This window comes from Mesoterricola sp. JemC181 (genome assembly GCF_055384585.1).
Map to the genome: position 1 here is coordinate 2,966,116 of NZ_AP045076.1, position 13,204 is coordinate 2,979,319.

Below are 13,204 nucleotides of genomic sequence, written 5' to 3' on the forward strand. Positions count from 1 at the left end.
CGGGGTTCCTAGAGGGAGCGGAGTTCGTTGGCGAGGGAGCCCTGGTACTTGACGAAGAAGGCGTGGACCTCCTCCGCCGCGGAGGCCACGTCGGCCTCGGTGTGGGGGCCCAGGGTTCGCCTCTGCATGCGCTTGAGCAGCATCTGGAGGCCGAGCATCTCGGTCTGGAGGGGGCGTTGGCCGGTCACCAGTTGGCGCCAGCAGGGGCTGGATTTTGCGGGGATCAAGGGGGCTCCTTGGGAGAAGGGCTAGTCGACGTCCAGGAACTTCACGCGCATTTCCTTGCCTGAGATGACCTTCAGGGAATTCCCGCCGCAGGAGGGACACCCGCCGCGAATCGAACCCACCGGCACGATGCGCAGGCAGTCCGAACATTCCGCCCTGCCCTCGGGTTCCTCGATCTCCAGTTCCGCCCCCTCCGCCACGGTGCCGCAGGCGCTCACGTCGAAGGCGAAGCGCAGGGCCTCCGGCTCCACCCCGGCCAGCCGGCCGATTTCCAGCACGACCCTGGAGACCCGGGTGAAGCCCTGGGCGCGGGCTTCGCCGCGGATGATCTCCAGCATCCCGGCCATGAGGGCGAGTTCGTGCATCCTACCGGTCCGTGCAGGAGTAGCAGGGATCGATGGAGCCCTGGATCAGGGGGACGTCGGCCAGGGCCGCGCCCTTGAGCATGGGCACCACGGTGGGGATGTTGAGGAAGGTCGGGGTGCGCACCTTCACCCGCACCGGAAGGTCGGTGCCGTCCGAGGCGACGTAGTAGAACACCTCGCCCCGGGGGGCCTCGATGCGCATGACGGCTTCGCCGGGGGCCACGGCGTAGAGGTCGCCCTGGTGGATGGGGCCCGCGGGCATGCGCTCCAGGGCCTGCTCCACGATGGAGCAGCTGGCCAGGAGCTCCCGGGCGCGCACGACGACCCGGTCCAGGACGTCCCCGCCCCGGCCCACGGGCACCTCGAAGTCCAGCTGGCCGTAGACCAGGTACGGCGCGTCCCGGCGCAGATCCTGGTCCACCCCGGAGGCCCGGGCCACGGGACCCACGGCGCCGTGATTCCGGGCATCCTCCAGGGTCAGGCGGCCCACCCCCGCGCACCTCGCGGCCACGGTGCGGTCCGTGGTGAAGACGGGCACGAGGGTCTCCAGGAGGCCGGCCCGGATCTCGCGGATGCCGGCCAGGATCGCGGATTCGCAGTCGAGGTCGCGGTTCACCCCGCCGATGCGGTTCATGGAATAGTTCACCCGGTTGCCCGAGATGAGCTCCAGCAGGTCCATGACGCGCTCGCGGAGCTGGAAGCAGGTCATGAATAGCGTGTGGAAGCCGGTGAGCTCCGCGGCGACGCCGGCCCACAGGATGTGGGAGTGGATCCGCTCCAGCTCGGCCATGACCACCCGGATGTGCTGGGCGCGGGCAGGCACCTCCACGCCGCCGATGCGTTCCAGCGCCAGGCAGAAGGTCATGGAGTGCACGTTGGAGCAGATGCCGCACACCCGCTCCATGAGCGCGATGCTCTGGGTGATGTTCTTGTGCTCGGCCAGCCACTCGATGCCGCGGAAGTTGTAGCCCACGGTGAGCCGGGCGCCGGCGACGTTCTCGCCCTCGCACTCCACTTCGATCTTGTAGGGCTCTTCCAGGGCCAGGTGGTAGGGCCCGACGGGGATGCGGTACGTCATGAGGTCCTCCCGGCGAGCAGCACGCCGGGGGCGTCCCCGTCGCGAAGCATCAAAGGCGGCGTGCTCTCCCGTCCGGAGAAGGTCACCGCGTAGTAGTCCCGTGCCTCCCGCTCGGCCCAGTCCGTGCAGGGCCACAGGCCCCCCAGGCTGGGGATGGGCTCGCCCGGCGCCGCGGTGGCCTGGAGGGAAAGGAGCGTCCCCTGGACGTCCCAGTGCCACGAGAGGCGGAGCCCGCCATCCACCGGGCGCACCAGGAGGGAGGCGAAGCGGGCCCCCCCGGCCTTCAGGACCCCGGCCGCGGCCACCACCTGATCCAGGGTCAGGGTCCGCCACCAGCCGTCGGACCGGTGGACCCAGTCCCCGCCGCAGCGTTCTCGAATGCCCTGCGTCTTCATCGTTCGCCTCCGTTGGACTGCTTCATGGCCAGGGCGAGGCGCTTGCGGCGGCACCGCACGCACAGGCCCAGGAGCTCCCGGGTCTCCCCGGCGGGCGCCTGGAAGGCCTTGCCGATCCATTCCTCGGTGATGTGCCGGTTGGGCTCCCCGCATTCCGGGCACGCCGGGAAGGCCACGGTGGCCGAAACCGCCAGGGCCCCGGGCGCCGTGTAGCAGGGAACCGCCGCGGGCTCCATGGAGAGGGCCGAACCCGGGCAATGGTCCTCGCAGCGCCCGCAGAAGCTGCAGCGGCCGGGGTCGTAGGACCATTCGTAGGCGCCCTGCCGTTCCGCCCCGGTGATGGCCCCGCCGACGCACACGTACGAGCAGATGCCGCAGGCGAGGCAGCGGCCGGAATCGATGCGCACCCGGCCCCGCAGCCCGGGCGGGGGCGGCACATCGGCGGGAAAGCGCAGGGAGGCGGGCCCCTTCGCGAGGTTTCCGGCCATGCGGCGCAGGATGTGGTACATCAGAGCCTCCCATGGCGGATGGCCAGGGCCGCGAACACGGACGCGGCCGCGGCCAGGGCGGCCCAGGTCCACAGGAACCGGGCGGCCTGGTTGATCTTGAGGCGGGCGGTGGCGGCCGCCAGGGTTCCCAGGAGGGGGACCACGGCGAGGGACACCAGCACGAAGGCGACGCCCCGCCCGGGAACGGCCAGCGAGGCCACCAATCCGGCGAGGACCACCCACTCCAGCCCGTGGGCCAGTTCCCACAGGGCCAGGCGGGGACCGTCGAACTCGGTGAGGGGCCCGGCGAGGATCTCCTGTTCGGCGTTGGCCACCGAGAAGGGGTTCAGCCGCAGCTTCACGGGCAGGCAGCACAGGAGGGCCGCCAGCGCGGGGCCCCGCACGAGCCAGGGCGCCCCGCCGGCCACCTGGGCCAGCTGCAGGCTGCCGGAGGCGGTGGCCAGGGCCAGGAGGGCGGCCAGGAACGGCACGTTCACGCTGATGCCCAGGACGGCCTCGCGCACGGCGCCCACCTCCCCGTACACCGACCGGGAGGCGAAGCCCGCCAGGACGGCGCACAGGGGCGCCAATTCCAGCAGCCCCACGAAGAGGATCAGGTCCCCGGTGAAGCCCCCCGTCCACACCGGCAGCAGGGCCAGGGCGCCCAGGGTCGCGCCCACGGCCAGGAGGGGCAGCAGGGTGAGCAGGAAGGGCTCGGCCCGGGGCACGGGGGCCTTGGCCAGGAGCTTGACGAAATCGTAGAAGCCCTGGGTGAGCGGCGGGCCGATGCGGCCCTGTAGCCGCGCCACGACCTTGCGCTCGCTGGCCTGCATGAGCCAGCCCATGGGGACGGCGTACAGGACCCCGGGGAACACCAGCAGGGCCAGGAGGAGACGGGTCGGCGTCATACGGCCTCCTTCCGGGCCACCAGGAGTTCGATGGCCTCCGCGATGCCCTGCACCACGGCGCCGGGCCGGGGCGGGCAGCCCGGAATGTAGAGGTCCACGGGGACGATGCGGTCCAGCGGGCCGTCGATCATGGGGCTCCCGGCGAAGACGTTGCCCGAGGCCGGACAGGACCCGATGGCCACCACCACCTTGGGGTCGGGAATCTGGGCATGGATGGTGGCCAGGGCCTCCCGGGTGGTGCGGGTGACCGGGCCCGTGACGCAGAGGATGTCGGCGTGGCGGGGGCTGCCTTCCAGGCGGATGCCCAGCTGCTCCACGTCGTAGCGCGGCGTGAGGCAGGCCACCAGCTCTATGTCGCAGCCGTTGCAGGCGCCGGCGTTGAAGTGGAAGAGCCAGGCCGATTTGCGCCGGGCCCGGTCCACCAGGCGGAGCACGAGGGGTTCTAGAACGCCCATGGCATCCTCCCGCTGAAGCCGAGGACGAGCAGGAGGCCCGCCAGCACGATGATCACGAACCGGGGCGCCGCCGGGCACCCCGGAGCGGGCTCCGTGGATTCCCCGCCCCACCAGAACCGGGCGATGGCCCGGGCGTACACCGCCACGGACAGCATGGTCACCGCCAGCAGCGAGGCCAGCAGGGCCGGATGCCCCGCCGAGGCGCTGAAGAGCCGCCAGTGGGCGGCGAAGCCCAGGGTCGGCGGCACGCCAACCACCGCCAGCGCCCCCACCAGGAAGCCCGCGGCGGGCAGCGGGTGCCGCGCGGCCAGGCCGCGGGGCCCCTCCAGGGAGACGCCCGCCGCCTCGGGCACGGAGATGGCGACGAACAGGAGCGCCTTGGCCAGGGCGTGCACCGCCCCCCCCAGGACCGCGCCCCGCAGGCCCAAAGGGCCGCCCAGGGCCACGGCCAGGGTGATCAGGCCCATGTCCACGATGGTCGAATAGGCGAGGAACCGCTTCAGGTTGTCCGTGCCCAGGGCCAGGAAGGCCCCGGCCACCGCCGACAGGAGGCCGAAGGCGATCCAGGGCGCGCCCGTGAAGAGCCCCGGCTGGGCCAGGAGCTCGGCGAGAGCCGCCACGTCCACCACGGCGATGACGAGGCCCGTGACCAGCGCGGGAGCCCTCTCGGCCACCCGGGTGAGCCAGAGGGACAGGGGCACCAGGCCCACCTTGATGCCCAGGCCGGGCAGGAGGAGCGCCATGGCCAGGCGGGGGTGGCCGTGTTCGGCGGCCAGGGCGCCGCCCAGGGTGCCCACCGCGGAAAGGACGATCGCGGCCAGGTAGGCCCGGGACCCCTCCTTGCGCGTCAGGGCGAGGAGGGCCGCCACGGCCGCCGCCTCCAGGAGGACGCCCCGCAAAAGCCCGTGGGCCAGAAGCAGGCCGGCCAGGGCCAGGGCGCCTGAGGCCAGGAAGTGCGGCAAACGCTTGAGGCCCGTGGCCACGGTCAACCCCACCCAGGCCAGGCCCACGGAGGCCGCCAGGAGCCCCGGGACGGGGAGTTCCGGAACCGCGGCCGGACCGGTGGGCAGGAACCCGGCGAAGGCCCCCAGGGCCGCGCAGAAGGCCGCCAGCAGCACGGGCGCGTTGCCCTCGGCGAGGCGGGAGAGGGCGTCGAGCCGTGCCCCGAGGCGGTTCAGGCCATGCCAGGCGCCCAGGTAGTAACGGTCCACGTCCGCCAGGCGGAAGAAGGGCGCCAGGGCGTCCGCGACGATGCGGGAGAAGTCGCCGGCCCCCAGGCGGCCCATGGAACCCAGGGGCTCCCCGCCGGAGAAGACCGCGGCGGCCCCCACGGCCACCACGCCCCGGGCGGGGCGGGCCAGCCCATACACCAGCAGTCCGAAGGCCATCGCCACGAGGCCGAGCCCCAGGCCCGCCGAGGCGTACCAGCTCCCCTGCCCCGCCGTCAGGCCGAACCAGCCCACGCCCGCCAGGGGCGCGTAGCCCAGGGCCGGCATCAGGGGATTGATGAGGAAGCGGATGGCCAGCTGGGGAGCCACCCCCAGGATCACGCAGCCGGCCGCCAGGGCGCCGATGCCCGCGAGCATGCCGCCGGAGGCCTCGTGCGCGTGCTCGGTCTCCCGGGTGCCCGAGCCCAGGAAGACCCCCGTGGTGGCCTTGAGGAACATGAACACGGTGAGGATGCTGCCGATCCACGGGACCAGGGCCAGCATGGGCCGCCCGGCCTCCAGGGCGGCGTCGTACAGGAGCCACTTGCTCACGAAACCGTTGAGGAGCGGCACCCCCGCGATGCTCCCGGCCACCACCAGCCAGAGGGCCATGGTCCGGGGCATCTGCCGGCCCAGCCCGCCCAGGCGGTCCATGTCCCGGGTGCCGGTGGCATGCTGCACCGCGCCCGCGCAGAGGAAGAGCCCGCCCTTGAAGAGGCCGTGGTTCAGGCAGTGCAGGAGCCCCGCCGCCACGGCCAGGGGCGTTCCCAGGCCCAGCCCCAGCATCATGTAGCCGATCTGGCTCACGGTGGAATAGGCCAGGAGGCGCTTGAGGTCCTTCTGGGCGAGGGCCAGGAGGGCGCCCACGACGATGGTCGTGGCGCCCAGCCAGGCCAGCAGCGTTCCCCAGCCCGCGGGCCAGGTGCCGAAGGAATGGAGCCGCGCGATGAGGTAGACGCCCGCCTTGACGTAGCAGGCGGCATGCAGGAGGGCGCTCACCGGGGTCGGGGCCGCCATGGCGTCCGGGATCCAGGTGTGCAGGGGGAACTGCACCGACTTGGCCAGGGAGGCCACCAGCACCAGGAGGAACAGGCCTGTCGTGAAGGCGCCCTGGACCTTGGGATCCGTCCAGAGGGTGGATCCCGTGCGGCCGTACAGCAGGATCACGGCCCCCAGGAGGCCGTACCCCGCCAGGTGGGTCATGGTCAGCACCTTCCGGGCGCCGTAGGCGGCCTCCTCCTTGCGGTACCAGAAGCCCACCAGGAGGAAGGAGCACAGGCCCACCACCTCCCAGCTCAGGTACAGCAGGAACAGGTCGGCCGTGTACACCAGGTGCACCAGCCCCCCGATGAACAGCAGCACCAGGGAGTAGAACCGCGTCGTGGCCCGCTCGTCCTCCATGTAGGACACGGCGTACAGGAGCACCGCCGCGCCGATGCCCGCCCCCATGAGCGCGAACAGGAGCGACAGGCCGTCCACGTGGTAGGTCAGGCGGATCGGACCGTCCCAGGGGCCGAAGGCGGCGTCGAGGGTCCCCCCCGCGAGGATTCGCGGCCAGGCGGCCAGGACCCCCGCCAGGGAGGCCAGCACGGCCGCGAAGGCCAGCCGGCCCTTCCCCCTCGGGGTGAGCAGGCCGGCCAACAGCCATTGCAGAAGCATGCCGCCCAGGAGGGCGGCCAGGGGAAGGAGGATCAGGAGCTTGTCGTTCAAGGCGGGTTCTCCAGGCGAGGTGCGGTCAACCCCCGGCGACCATGGGGAAGAAGGCCACGGTGTCCCCGGGGTCCAGGCGCGTGGCCAGGCCTTCCAGGTGAACGATGTTCTGGCCGTTGACCAGGACGATGATCGTGCTGCTCAGGCTTCCGCAGGGCTGGACCCGCTCCCCGAAGTCCGGACCGTGACGCCCGGCGAGCCCTTGGACGAGCTCGCCGAGCGTGGCGGCCGGCTGGGTCCAGTCCTCCTCGAAACAGCCCGAGAGGCGACGGACGTCAGCGAAGTATTTGACGTGCATCAGACGAGGGAAAGTTCCCGGAGCTTTTCGGCCGTGGGCACACCCTGGTCGTCCCAGCCCCGCAGCTTGTAGTACTCCGGCAGCATTTCGCCCAGGCGGTTCACCTCCCCCTTGGAGGGTCCCGTCTTGATGGGGGACTTGAGCAGGCGCTCGGGCAGGTTGTCGTCCTTCATGGTGAAGCCGGCCTTCAGGTTGAACTGCCGCTCCAGGTTCCAGACCCGCTCGCCGGCCCGGAGGTAGTCCTCCAGGGTGTACGTCACGCCCGTGATGGTGGAGAGCATGGACGCGAAGTCCTCGCCGCTCATGCCGAAGGTTCCGAACAGGCAGGCGCCCGAGGAATCCACGGCCGCGGTGAGGTCCTGGAAGAGCTTCACCCAGAAGGGCTTCTCGTCCGTCACATGGGGATCCAGCTTGGCGCCGTTGCCCAGCACCTCCACCGCGATGGTGTAGCCGCGCACGTGGCAGCCGCCCCGGTTGGTGGTGGCGTAGTTCAGGCCGATGCCCTGGATGCCGCGGGGGTCGTAGGCGGGCATCTCCTGCTTCTTGACCGTCATGGAGAACTCGGGGTGGCCATAGAGTTCCGCGAGGCGGTACGAGCCCAGGGCCAGCTTGTCCCCGAAGCCTTCCCGCTCGCCCATCATGCGGGTGAGCTCCACCATGGTGGCGGCGTTGCCGAAGCTGAGGTCGATGCCGCCGGTGTCCTCGAGGGTCAGGTGGCCTTCCTTGAAGAGGTCCATGGCGCAGGCGATGGTGGCCCCCACGGTGATGGAGTCCATGCCGTACTCGTTGCAGAGGAAGTTGGCCTTGGTGACGGCCTCCAGGTCGTCGATGCCGCAGTCCGGACCGAAGCCCCAGGCGGCCTCGTACTCGGGGCCCTCGCCTTCGCCCCGGTACTTCGGGTTGGAGATCTTCGTGACGCGCCCGCAGCTGATGACGCAGGAATAGCAGCCCTTGGCCCGCACCAGCAGCGTGTCGGTGAGGGTCTCGCCGCCCACCTTGTTGGCGGTGGGGAAGTGCCCGTCCCGGAAGTTGCGGGTGGGCAGCGCGCCGGTCTCGTTGAGGATGTTGACCAGCACGTCGGTGCCGTAGGCCTTGAGGCCCGCGCCGCCCACGGGGTGCAGGCGCACGGCCTCCCGGGCCTTGTCCACGGCCGCCATGAAGCCCTTGGGGTCGGCCACCTTCACGGCGCCCATGCCCACCACGACCACGGCCTTGAGGTTCTTGGAGCCCATGACCGCGCCTACGCCGGTCCTCCCTGCCGCACGGTGCATCTCGTTCATGATCGAAGCGAAGAGCACCAGCTTCTCGCCGGCGGGCCCGATGCAGGCGACCTTGGCCTCCTCGTCCGTTTCGGCGCGCAGCATTTCCGTGGTCTCGGGCACCTGCCTGCCCCAGAGGTGGGTCGCGTCCCGGAGCTCGACCACGTCGTCCTTGATCCACAGGTAGACGGGGCTGGGCGCCCGGCCTTCCAGGATCACCAGGTCGTAGCCCGCGTACTTCAGCTCGGGTCCGAAGGAGCCGCCGGAATTGGAGGCGGCGATGGTGCCCGTGAGGGGCCCCTTGGTGACGACGTTGTAGCGGCCCCCCGAGGGCGCGAAGGTCCCCGAGAACGGCCCCGGCGCGAAGATGAGCTTGTTCTCCGGGGACAGGGGATCCACCTTGGGATCCACCTCGTCGGTCAGGATCTTGGTGCCCAGGCCCCGCGCGCCCAGGAAGAGGGCCGCGTCCTTGGGGTTGGTGGCTTCCTTGCTGATGGCTCCCGTCGTGAGGTTCACGCGAAGCACCTTGCCGACCCATCCGTACATGTTCAACCCTCCTGGATGGCCGCTTTGAACTTGGCGGCGAATGACTTCTTGCGGGATCGCGTGGAGATGTTGTCGTCGATGTACTCCAGGGCCCCGCTGGGGCACATGCGCACGCACTCGGGCTTCCCGCCGCAGGTGTCGCACTTCAGGATCGAGCCCGTGGCGCCGTCGTAGACGGCGTTGCCGAAGGGGCAGGCCATGGTGCACATGCGGCAGCCGATGCACTTGGCCTTCTCGTAGACCACCACGTCCCCGCCCTGGGGGCGGTGCAGCGCGCCGGTGGGGCAGACCTTGATGCACGAGGCGTCGTCGCACTGCTGGCACATCATGGGCACCGAGAAGCCTTCCCGCTCCCAGGTGTACACGTGGACCCGCGTGCCGGCGGGGCGGAACTGGCCCTCGTGACCGAACGTACAGGCAAGAGAACAGTTCTTGCACCCGGTACATTTGTCCGGATGGATCATGAGCAGTTTTGTCATGAGTCGCTCCCGTGATCTGCGCCTCCGGCCCTCCCGGCCCCTGGCCGGGTTCGCTTTGGCGCGTTGCAGGTTAGGTTTTTCTTGAACTCCGTGGAGAGCCCATTCCGTTTCCCCTGACGAAGCACTATCCATGCCAAGGAAGGGCCCCTGGGCGCTCTCCCGGCCAATAGACGACCCAACCATCGTGTTTACATGCAGTTTCAATCCGCCACTTAGCGGCCATCCTCTGTATCCATCCAAATATAACGTCGCACGCGGGTTATCCCCGTCTGAACCAACTGTCGCATTCGGCGACACTTCCCGCGACAGCGCCTGCGACACCGCGAAAATACTGGCATATACGGCCCGCACGTTTACCTTATAAGATTGTCCCAGCCAGACAGGTTCAGATCAGCTTCGGGTGCCTCACTTCCACAAGGCTGCAACCACGGCATGCTCAACCAAGAATCCAACGACCGCGCCGCCATCCGCAAGGCTCGCTTCCTCTTCCTGGAGCGCGGGGAGGTTCCGCCCTGGCTTCCCGGGCCCCTGGTGAGCTCGTGGAAACGCTGCGCGGTGCTGGGGGTTCCCCTGGAGCGGCCCGAGGTCTCGGAGCCCGTGATGCAGCGGGAGCTGCGCCTGGCCCGGGAGCGCAGCGAGACGCTGCTGGGGCTGGCGGCCACGGAGCTGGACGCCCTGGGCGAGTGCATGGAGGACACGCCGGGCCTGGTGCTTCTCACCGATGCCGACGGCATGGTGCTGGAGCGCCGCGGCAACCTGGACTTCCTCCACAAGGCTGAGCAGGTGGCCCTGCAGCCCGGCGTGAACTGGAGCGAACAGGCCCGCGGCACCAACGCCATCGGCACGGCCCTCACGGAGCACCGCTCCGTGCTGGTGCGCGGCTGCCAGCATTTCTGCCAGTCCAACGAGATCCTCACCTGCAGCGCGGTGCCGGTCCTGACCCCCACCGGCGAGATGGCCGGCGTGCTGGACATCTCCGGCGACGCGCGCCTGGCGCCCGGGTATGCGCGCGGACTCATCCAGATGGCCGTCGCCCAGATCGAGCACCGGTGGTTCTCCCTGGACCTGCGCGGGCGCCGGATGCTCACCCTGCATTCCAACCCCGCCCTGCTGGGCACCTGGCAGGAAGCCATCCTCCTCTTCGAAGGGGACGTCCTGGTGGCCGCCAACCGGGTCGCCATCACCCTGCTGGGACTGGACTGGGCCTCCCTGCGGCAGGTGCGTTTCCAGCATCTCTTCTCCGGGGCGATGCCCGACGACCTCGCGGTGCCGCTGGTCATGCGCGACGGACGCCGGATCTTCGCCCGCACCTTCGGCCAGAAGCCCGCGCGCAGCGCCCCCCCGGAACCCGCGCGCCAGCGCGGCCCCGCGGGCGTCTACTGGGACGCCTCCAGCCGCGAGCAGCTCAACCTGGCCGTGCGGGCCGTGAACTCGGGCGTGCCCGTCATGATCCTGGGCGAGACGGGGACGGGCAAGGAGATGTTCACCCGGGCCCTGCACGCCGCCAGCCGCCGGGGCCACAAGAACCTGGTGATGCTCAACTGCGCCGCCATCCCCGAGGGCCTCATCGAATCCGAGCTGTTCGGGTACGAGGACGGCGCCTTCACCGGCGCCCGGCACAAGGGCAACCCCGGCAAGATCAAGGAGGCCGATGGCGGCATCCTCTTCCTGGACGAGATCGGCGACATGCCGCTGGCCATGCAGGCGCGCCTCCTGCGGGTGCTGCAGGACAAGGAGGTGGCGCCCCTGGGCGGGAGGCGGTCCACCCTGGTGGATTTCGTGCCCGTCTGCGCCACGCACCGGGATCTGGAGGCGGAAGTGGCCGCCGGCCGCATGCGCCCGGACCTGTTCTACCGCCTCCATCACTTCTGCGTGCGGTTGACGCCCCTGAGGGAACGCGCGGACTTCCCCGCCCTGCTCGACACCCTGCTCCAGGGCAGCGGCGCCAGCGAGCGCGGCATCGCGCTCACGGCCGAGGCCCGGGCGGCGCTCCAGGCGCATTCCTGGCCGGGGAACCTGCGCGAACTGGCGAACCTCCTGCGGACCCTGGTCGCCCTGGCGGACGATGGAGAGGTCATCTCCCTGGAGGGCTTGCCGCCCGAGTACCGCCGCGGGCGGACGGTTTCCAAGGCCCCCGCCCCGGCCGCACCGGCCGAGGCTCCCCTGCATCTGGACGCGCTCACCCGCCAGGCCGTAGAGCAGGCGATCGCCGCGAACAGGGGCAACATGACGGCTGCGGCGAAGGCCCTGGGCCTTCACCGCAGCACGCTCTACCGGATGCTGGGACGACCCAGGCCCTGATCTCAGAACGTGTAGTGCATGCTCACGACGAACCCGCCGCCGAAACCGAGCTTGTCGCCCGACTCCCCGCCGTTCCAGGTGTTCTTCCCGGCATAGGTGTAGGCGCCGGCGAAGGTGAGCTGCTTGGTGGCGAAGTAGGCGGCGTGGAGGTTGTAGTAGCTGGCGTCCTTGTAGTTGCCGCCGGCCTTCCCGTAGTCCGGGCCCGTGCGGTACTCCACGCCGAGGCAGAGCCAGCTGGCGGGGATGATATCCACGTTGCCGTAGACGATGGTCGCCCGTTCCTTGTTGAAGCCGATGAGGCCGGTCACCTGTTCCTGGGTGGACTGCACGCCCGCCGATACCAGCACCGGCTTGGGCAGCTGGGTGATGAGCTTGGTGGCCACCAGGTAGTAGTCCATGCCGTCGGACTTGGTGGCGCCGCTCACATGGAAGGTGGTGTTCTTGTGCTTGGCGCCGATGGAGACGGCGGGGACCCAGGCGGTCCCGCCGGCGTTCTCGTTCAGGACGAGGACCTTGGCGGCGAAGGTGTTCTTGTGGATCCCCTCGAGCTTCTCCACGGCGGCGGCCTCGAAGCCGTAGGACACCTCCACGCGCTTGCCCAGGGAGGTGGCCACCCCGAAGGTGGTCCAGTCGATGGCGGCCTTTCCCAGACTGATGTACCACATGCCCACGACGGGCTTGCCCACGAAGGAATCCGCGACGGGAGTGCCCGTGACGTAGGCCAGGGGATTGAAGGCGATGCCGCCGACCCCGTCGAGGCCCACCAGGGGCGCGCCGGCCTGGGCCGCGCCGCACGCGAGGAAGGCCGCGGCCGCGAGCCACCGCGGGCGCCTGGGGAGGGAGGTGGGGATGGCGAAGTTCATGGAGCTCTCCTTTGGAGGATGGGTAATAGTGGGGGAGTGGAGCGGGTTCCTGCGCCTTGGCCAGGAAAAGTGGCGAAGCTGAATTTTGCTATTAAAAACTTTTATTTCTCGATTTAGACTTCGACATGACCCTTCGGCCCGGACATTGGAACAGGGCGATGCCCGCCGGAATTCAGTTCTGTCCGCCGAAATCAATAGTTTGGGTTGGGTGTTGCAAAAACGCTCAATTTACAGGTGATCTCTCTAATCTTGCAGCAACTGTGCCATTGCGGGGGCGCGGACGGGCCACAGTCCCGCTTCAGGCATATCTAAAACTTTCAAAACATAGACTTAATTCGATTCAATGCGGTCGCGTGGCACCCGCTCCGGGCCCACCTTCCTTCGGCCAGGCCGGACGAGGTGCCCCAGTTCCTGCGAATCGTCGCAATCGGCAACAGTTGCGGCGACACCGCCGCGACACTCGTGCGACACGCTCCAGAGGCCCACGGGATCTGGTTCTCTTTCGATTCCCGGAACGAAAAAAGGCTTGGCTTCGATATATCCTTAAGGATATAACGTACCCATCCAAAATCCATCCGGTCGATCCCTTTCGACGAAGCCCTAAGGAGTCAAAATGCCCCGTTGTC

Annotated in this window: 13 protein-coding genes; 1 reads left to right on the forward strand and 12 read right to left on the reverse strand. The window is 69.6% G+C overall.

Features of this window, described 5'->3' with window-relative positions:
• Positions 1-8: 8 nt before the first annotated feature.
• Genes ACZ5MC_RS12975 through ACZ5MC_RS13025 form a run of 11 tightly spaced genes read right to left on the reverse strand, consistent with a single transcriptional unit; the run spans position 9 to position 9,414 of the window.
• Positions 9-227 (reverse strand): hypothetical protein, encoded by a 219-nt coding sequence (locus ACZ5MC_RS12975; protein ID WP_306600919.1) that lies wholly within the window; start codon positions 225-227, stop codon positions 9-11.
• 21 nt (positions 228-248) lie between these two features.
• Positions 249-590, reverse strand: coding sequence for a hydrogenase maturation nickel metallochaperone HypA (gene hypA / locus ACZ5MC_RS12980; RefSeq protein ID WP_306600920.1), 342 nt, complete (start codon positions 588-590; stop codon positions 249-251).
• Between the two features lies 1 nt (position 591).
• Positions 592-1,668 (reverse strand): hydrogenase large subunit, encoded by a 1,077-nt coding sequence (locus tag ACZ5MC_RS12985; protein ID WP_306600921.1) that lies wholly within the window; start codon positions 1,666-1,668, stop codon positions 592-594.
• Positions 1,665-2,063, reverse strand: coding sequence for an NADH-quinone oxidoreductase subunit C (locus ACZ5MC_RS12990; protein ID WP_306600922.1), 399 nt, complete (start codon positions 2,061-2,063; stop codon positions 1,665-1,667). The genes ACZ5MC_RS12985 and ACZ5MC_RS12990 overlap by 4 nt, the downstream gene beginning before the upstream one ends.
• The gene (locus ACZ5MC_RS12995; RefSeq protein ID WP_306600923.1) at positions 2,060-2,572 is read right to left on the reverse strand and encodes a 4Fe-4S dicluster domain-containing protein; all 513 of its coding nucleotides are present in this window, start codon (positions 2,570-2,572) and stop codon (positions 2,060-2,062) included. The genes ACZ5MC_RS12990 and ACZ5MC_RS12995 overlap by 4 nt, the downstream gene beginning before the upstream one ends.
• Complete coding sequence (locus ACZ5MC_RS13000; protein WP_306600924.1) at positions 2,572-3,459, reverse strand: respiratory chain complex I subunit 1 family protein; 888 nt, start codon at positions 3,457-3,459, stop codon at positions 2,572-2,574. The genes ACZ5MC_RS12995 and ACZ5MC_RS13000 overlap by 1 nt, the downstream gene beginning before the upstream one ends.
• Positions 3,456-3,914, reverse strand: coding sequence for an NADH-quinone oxidoreductase subunit B family protein (locus ACZ5MC_RS13005; protein WP_306600925.1), 459 nt, complete (start codon positions 3,912-3,914; stop codon positions 3,456-3,458). The genes ACZ5MC_RS13000 and ACZ5MC_RS13005 overlap by 4 nt, the downstream gene beginning before the upstream one ends.
• Positions 3,902-6,832, reverse strand: coding sequence for a proton-conducting transporter transmembrane domain-containing protein (locus ACZ5MC_RS13010; protein ID WP_464515980.1), 2,931 nt, complete (start codon positions 6,830-6,832; stop codon positions 3,902-3,904). Before ACZ5MC_RS13010 ends, ACZ5MC_RS13005 begins: the two co-directional genes overlap by 13 nt.
• 25 nt (positions 6,833-6,857) lie before the next feature.
• On the reverse strand, positions 6,858-7,130 hold the full coding sequence (locus ACZ5MC_RS13015; RefSeq protein ID WP_464515981.1) for a MoaD/ThiS family protein: 273 nt from the start codon (positions 7,128-7,130) through the stop codon (positions 6,858-6,860).
• The gene (locus tag ACZ5MC_RS13020; protein ID WP_306600928.1) at positions 7,130-8,935 is read right to left on the reverse strand and encodes an aldehyde ferredoxin oxidoreductase family protein; all 1,806 of its coding nucleotides are present in this window, start codon (positions 8,933-8,935) and stop codon (positions 7,130-7,132) included. The genes ACZ5MC_RS13015 and ACZ5MC_RS13020 overlap by 1 nt, the downstream gene beginning before the upstream one ends.
• A 2-nt stretch (positions 8,936-8,937) precedes the next feature.
• Positions 8,938-9,414 (reverse strand): 4Fe-4S dicluster domain-containing protein, encoded by a 477-nt coding sequence (locus ACZ5MC_RS13025; RefSeq protein WP_306600929.1) that lies wholly within the window; start codon positions 9,412-9,414, stop codon positions 8,938-8,940.
• A 432-nt stretch (positions 9,415-9,846) separates the two neighbouring features.
• Here ACZ5MC_RS13025 and ACZ5MC_RS13030 point away from each other — a divergent pair, with 432 nt between their 5' ends.
• Positions 9,847-11,715 (forward strand): sigma-54-dependent Fis family transcriptional regulator, encoded by a 1,869-nt coding sequence (locus tag ACZ5MC_RS13030; RefSeq protein WP_464515982.1) that lies wholly within the window; start codon positions 9,847-9,849, stop codon positions 11,713-11,715.
• A 2-nt stretch (positions 11,716-11,717) separates the two neighbouring features.
• Here the strand turns inward: ACZ5MC_RS13030 and ACZ5MC_RS13035 are convergent, their stop codons facing one another.
• A complete protein-coding gene (locus tag ACZ5MC_RS13035) occupies positions 11,718-12,578 on the reverse strand; it encodes a DUF3034 family protein (RefSeq protein ID WP_464515983.1) in 861 nt (286 codons plus the stop codon).
• Positions 12,579-13,204 lie beyond the last annotated feature (626 nt).

Excerpts from the sequence above, each read along its gene's own strand:
- ACZ5MC_RS13035 (WP_464515983.1), bottom strand. The coding sequence starts at position 12,578 with ATGAACTTCGCCATCCCCACCTCCCTCCCCAGGCGCCCGCGGTGGCTC.
- ACZ5MC_RS12995 (WP_306600923.1), bottom strand. The coding sequence starts at position 2,572 with ATGTACCACATCCTGCGCCGCATGGCCGGAAACCTCGCGAAGGGGCCC.
- ACZ5MC_RS12990 (WP_306600922.1), bottom strand. The coding sequence starts at position 2,063 with ATGAAGACGCAGGGCATTCGAGAACGCTGCGGCGGGGACTGGGTCCAC.
- ACZ5MC_RS13025 (WP_306600929.1), bottom strand. The coding sequence starts at position 9,414 with ATGACAAAACTGCTCATGATCCATCCGGACAAATGTACCGGGTGCAAG.
- ACZ5MC_RS13000 (WP_306600924.1), bottom strand. The coding sequence starts at position 3,459 with ATGACGCCGACCCGTCTCCTCCTGGCCCTGCTGGTGTTCCCCGGGGTC.
- ACZ5MC_RS13005 (WP_306600925.1), bottom strand. The coding sequence starts at position 3,914 with ATGGGCGTTCTAGAACCCCTCGTGCTCCGCCTGGTGGACCGGGCCCGG.
- ACZ5MC_RS13020 (WP_306600928.1), bottom strand. The coding sequence starts at position 8,935 with ATGTACGGATGGGTCGGCAAGGTGCTTCGCGTGAACCTCACGACGGGA.
- ACZ5MC_RS13030 (WP_464515982.1), top strand. The coding sequence starts at position 9,847 with ATGCTCAACCAAGAATCCAACGACCGCGCCGCCATCCGCAAGGCTCGC.
- hypA (WP_306600920.1), bottom strand. The coding sequence starts at position 590 with ATGCACGAACTCGCCCTCATGGCCGGGATGCTGGAGATCATCCGCGGC.
- ACZ5MC_RS12985 (WP_306600921.1), bottom strand. The coding sequence starts at position 1,668 with ATGACGTACCGCATCCCCGTCGGGCCCTACCACCTGGCCCTGGAAGAG.
- ACZ5MC_RS13015 (WP_464515981.1), bottom strand. The coding sequence starts at position 7,130 with ATGCACGTCAAATACTTCGCTGACGTCCGTCGCCTCTCGGGCTGTTTC.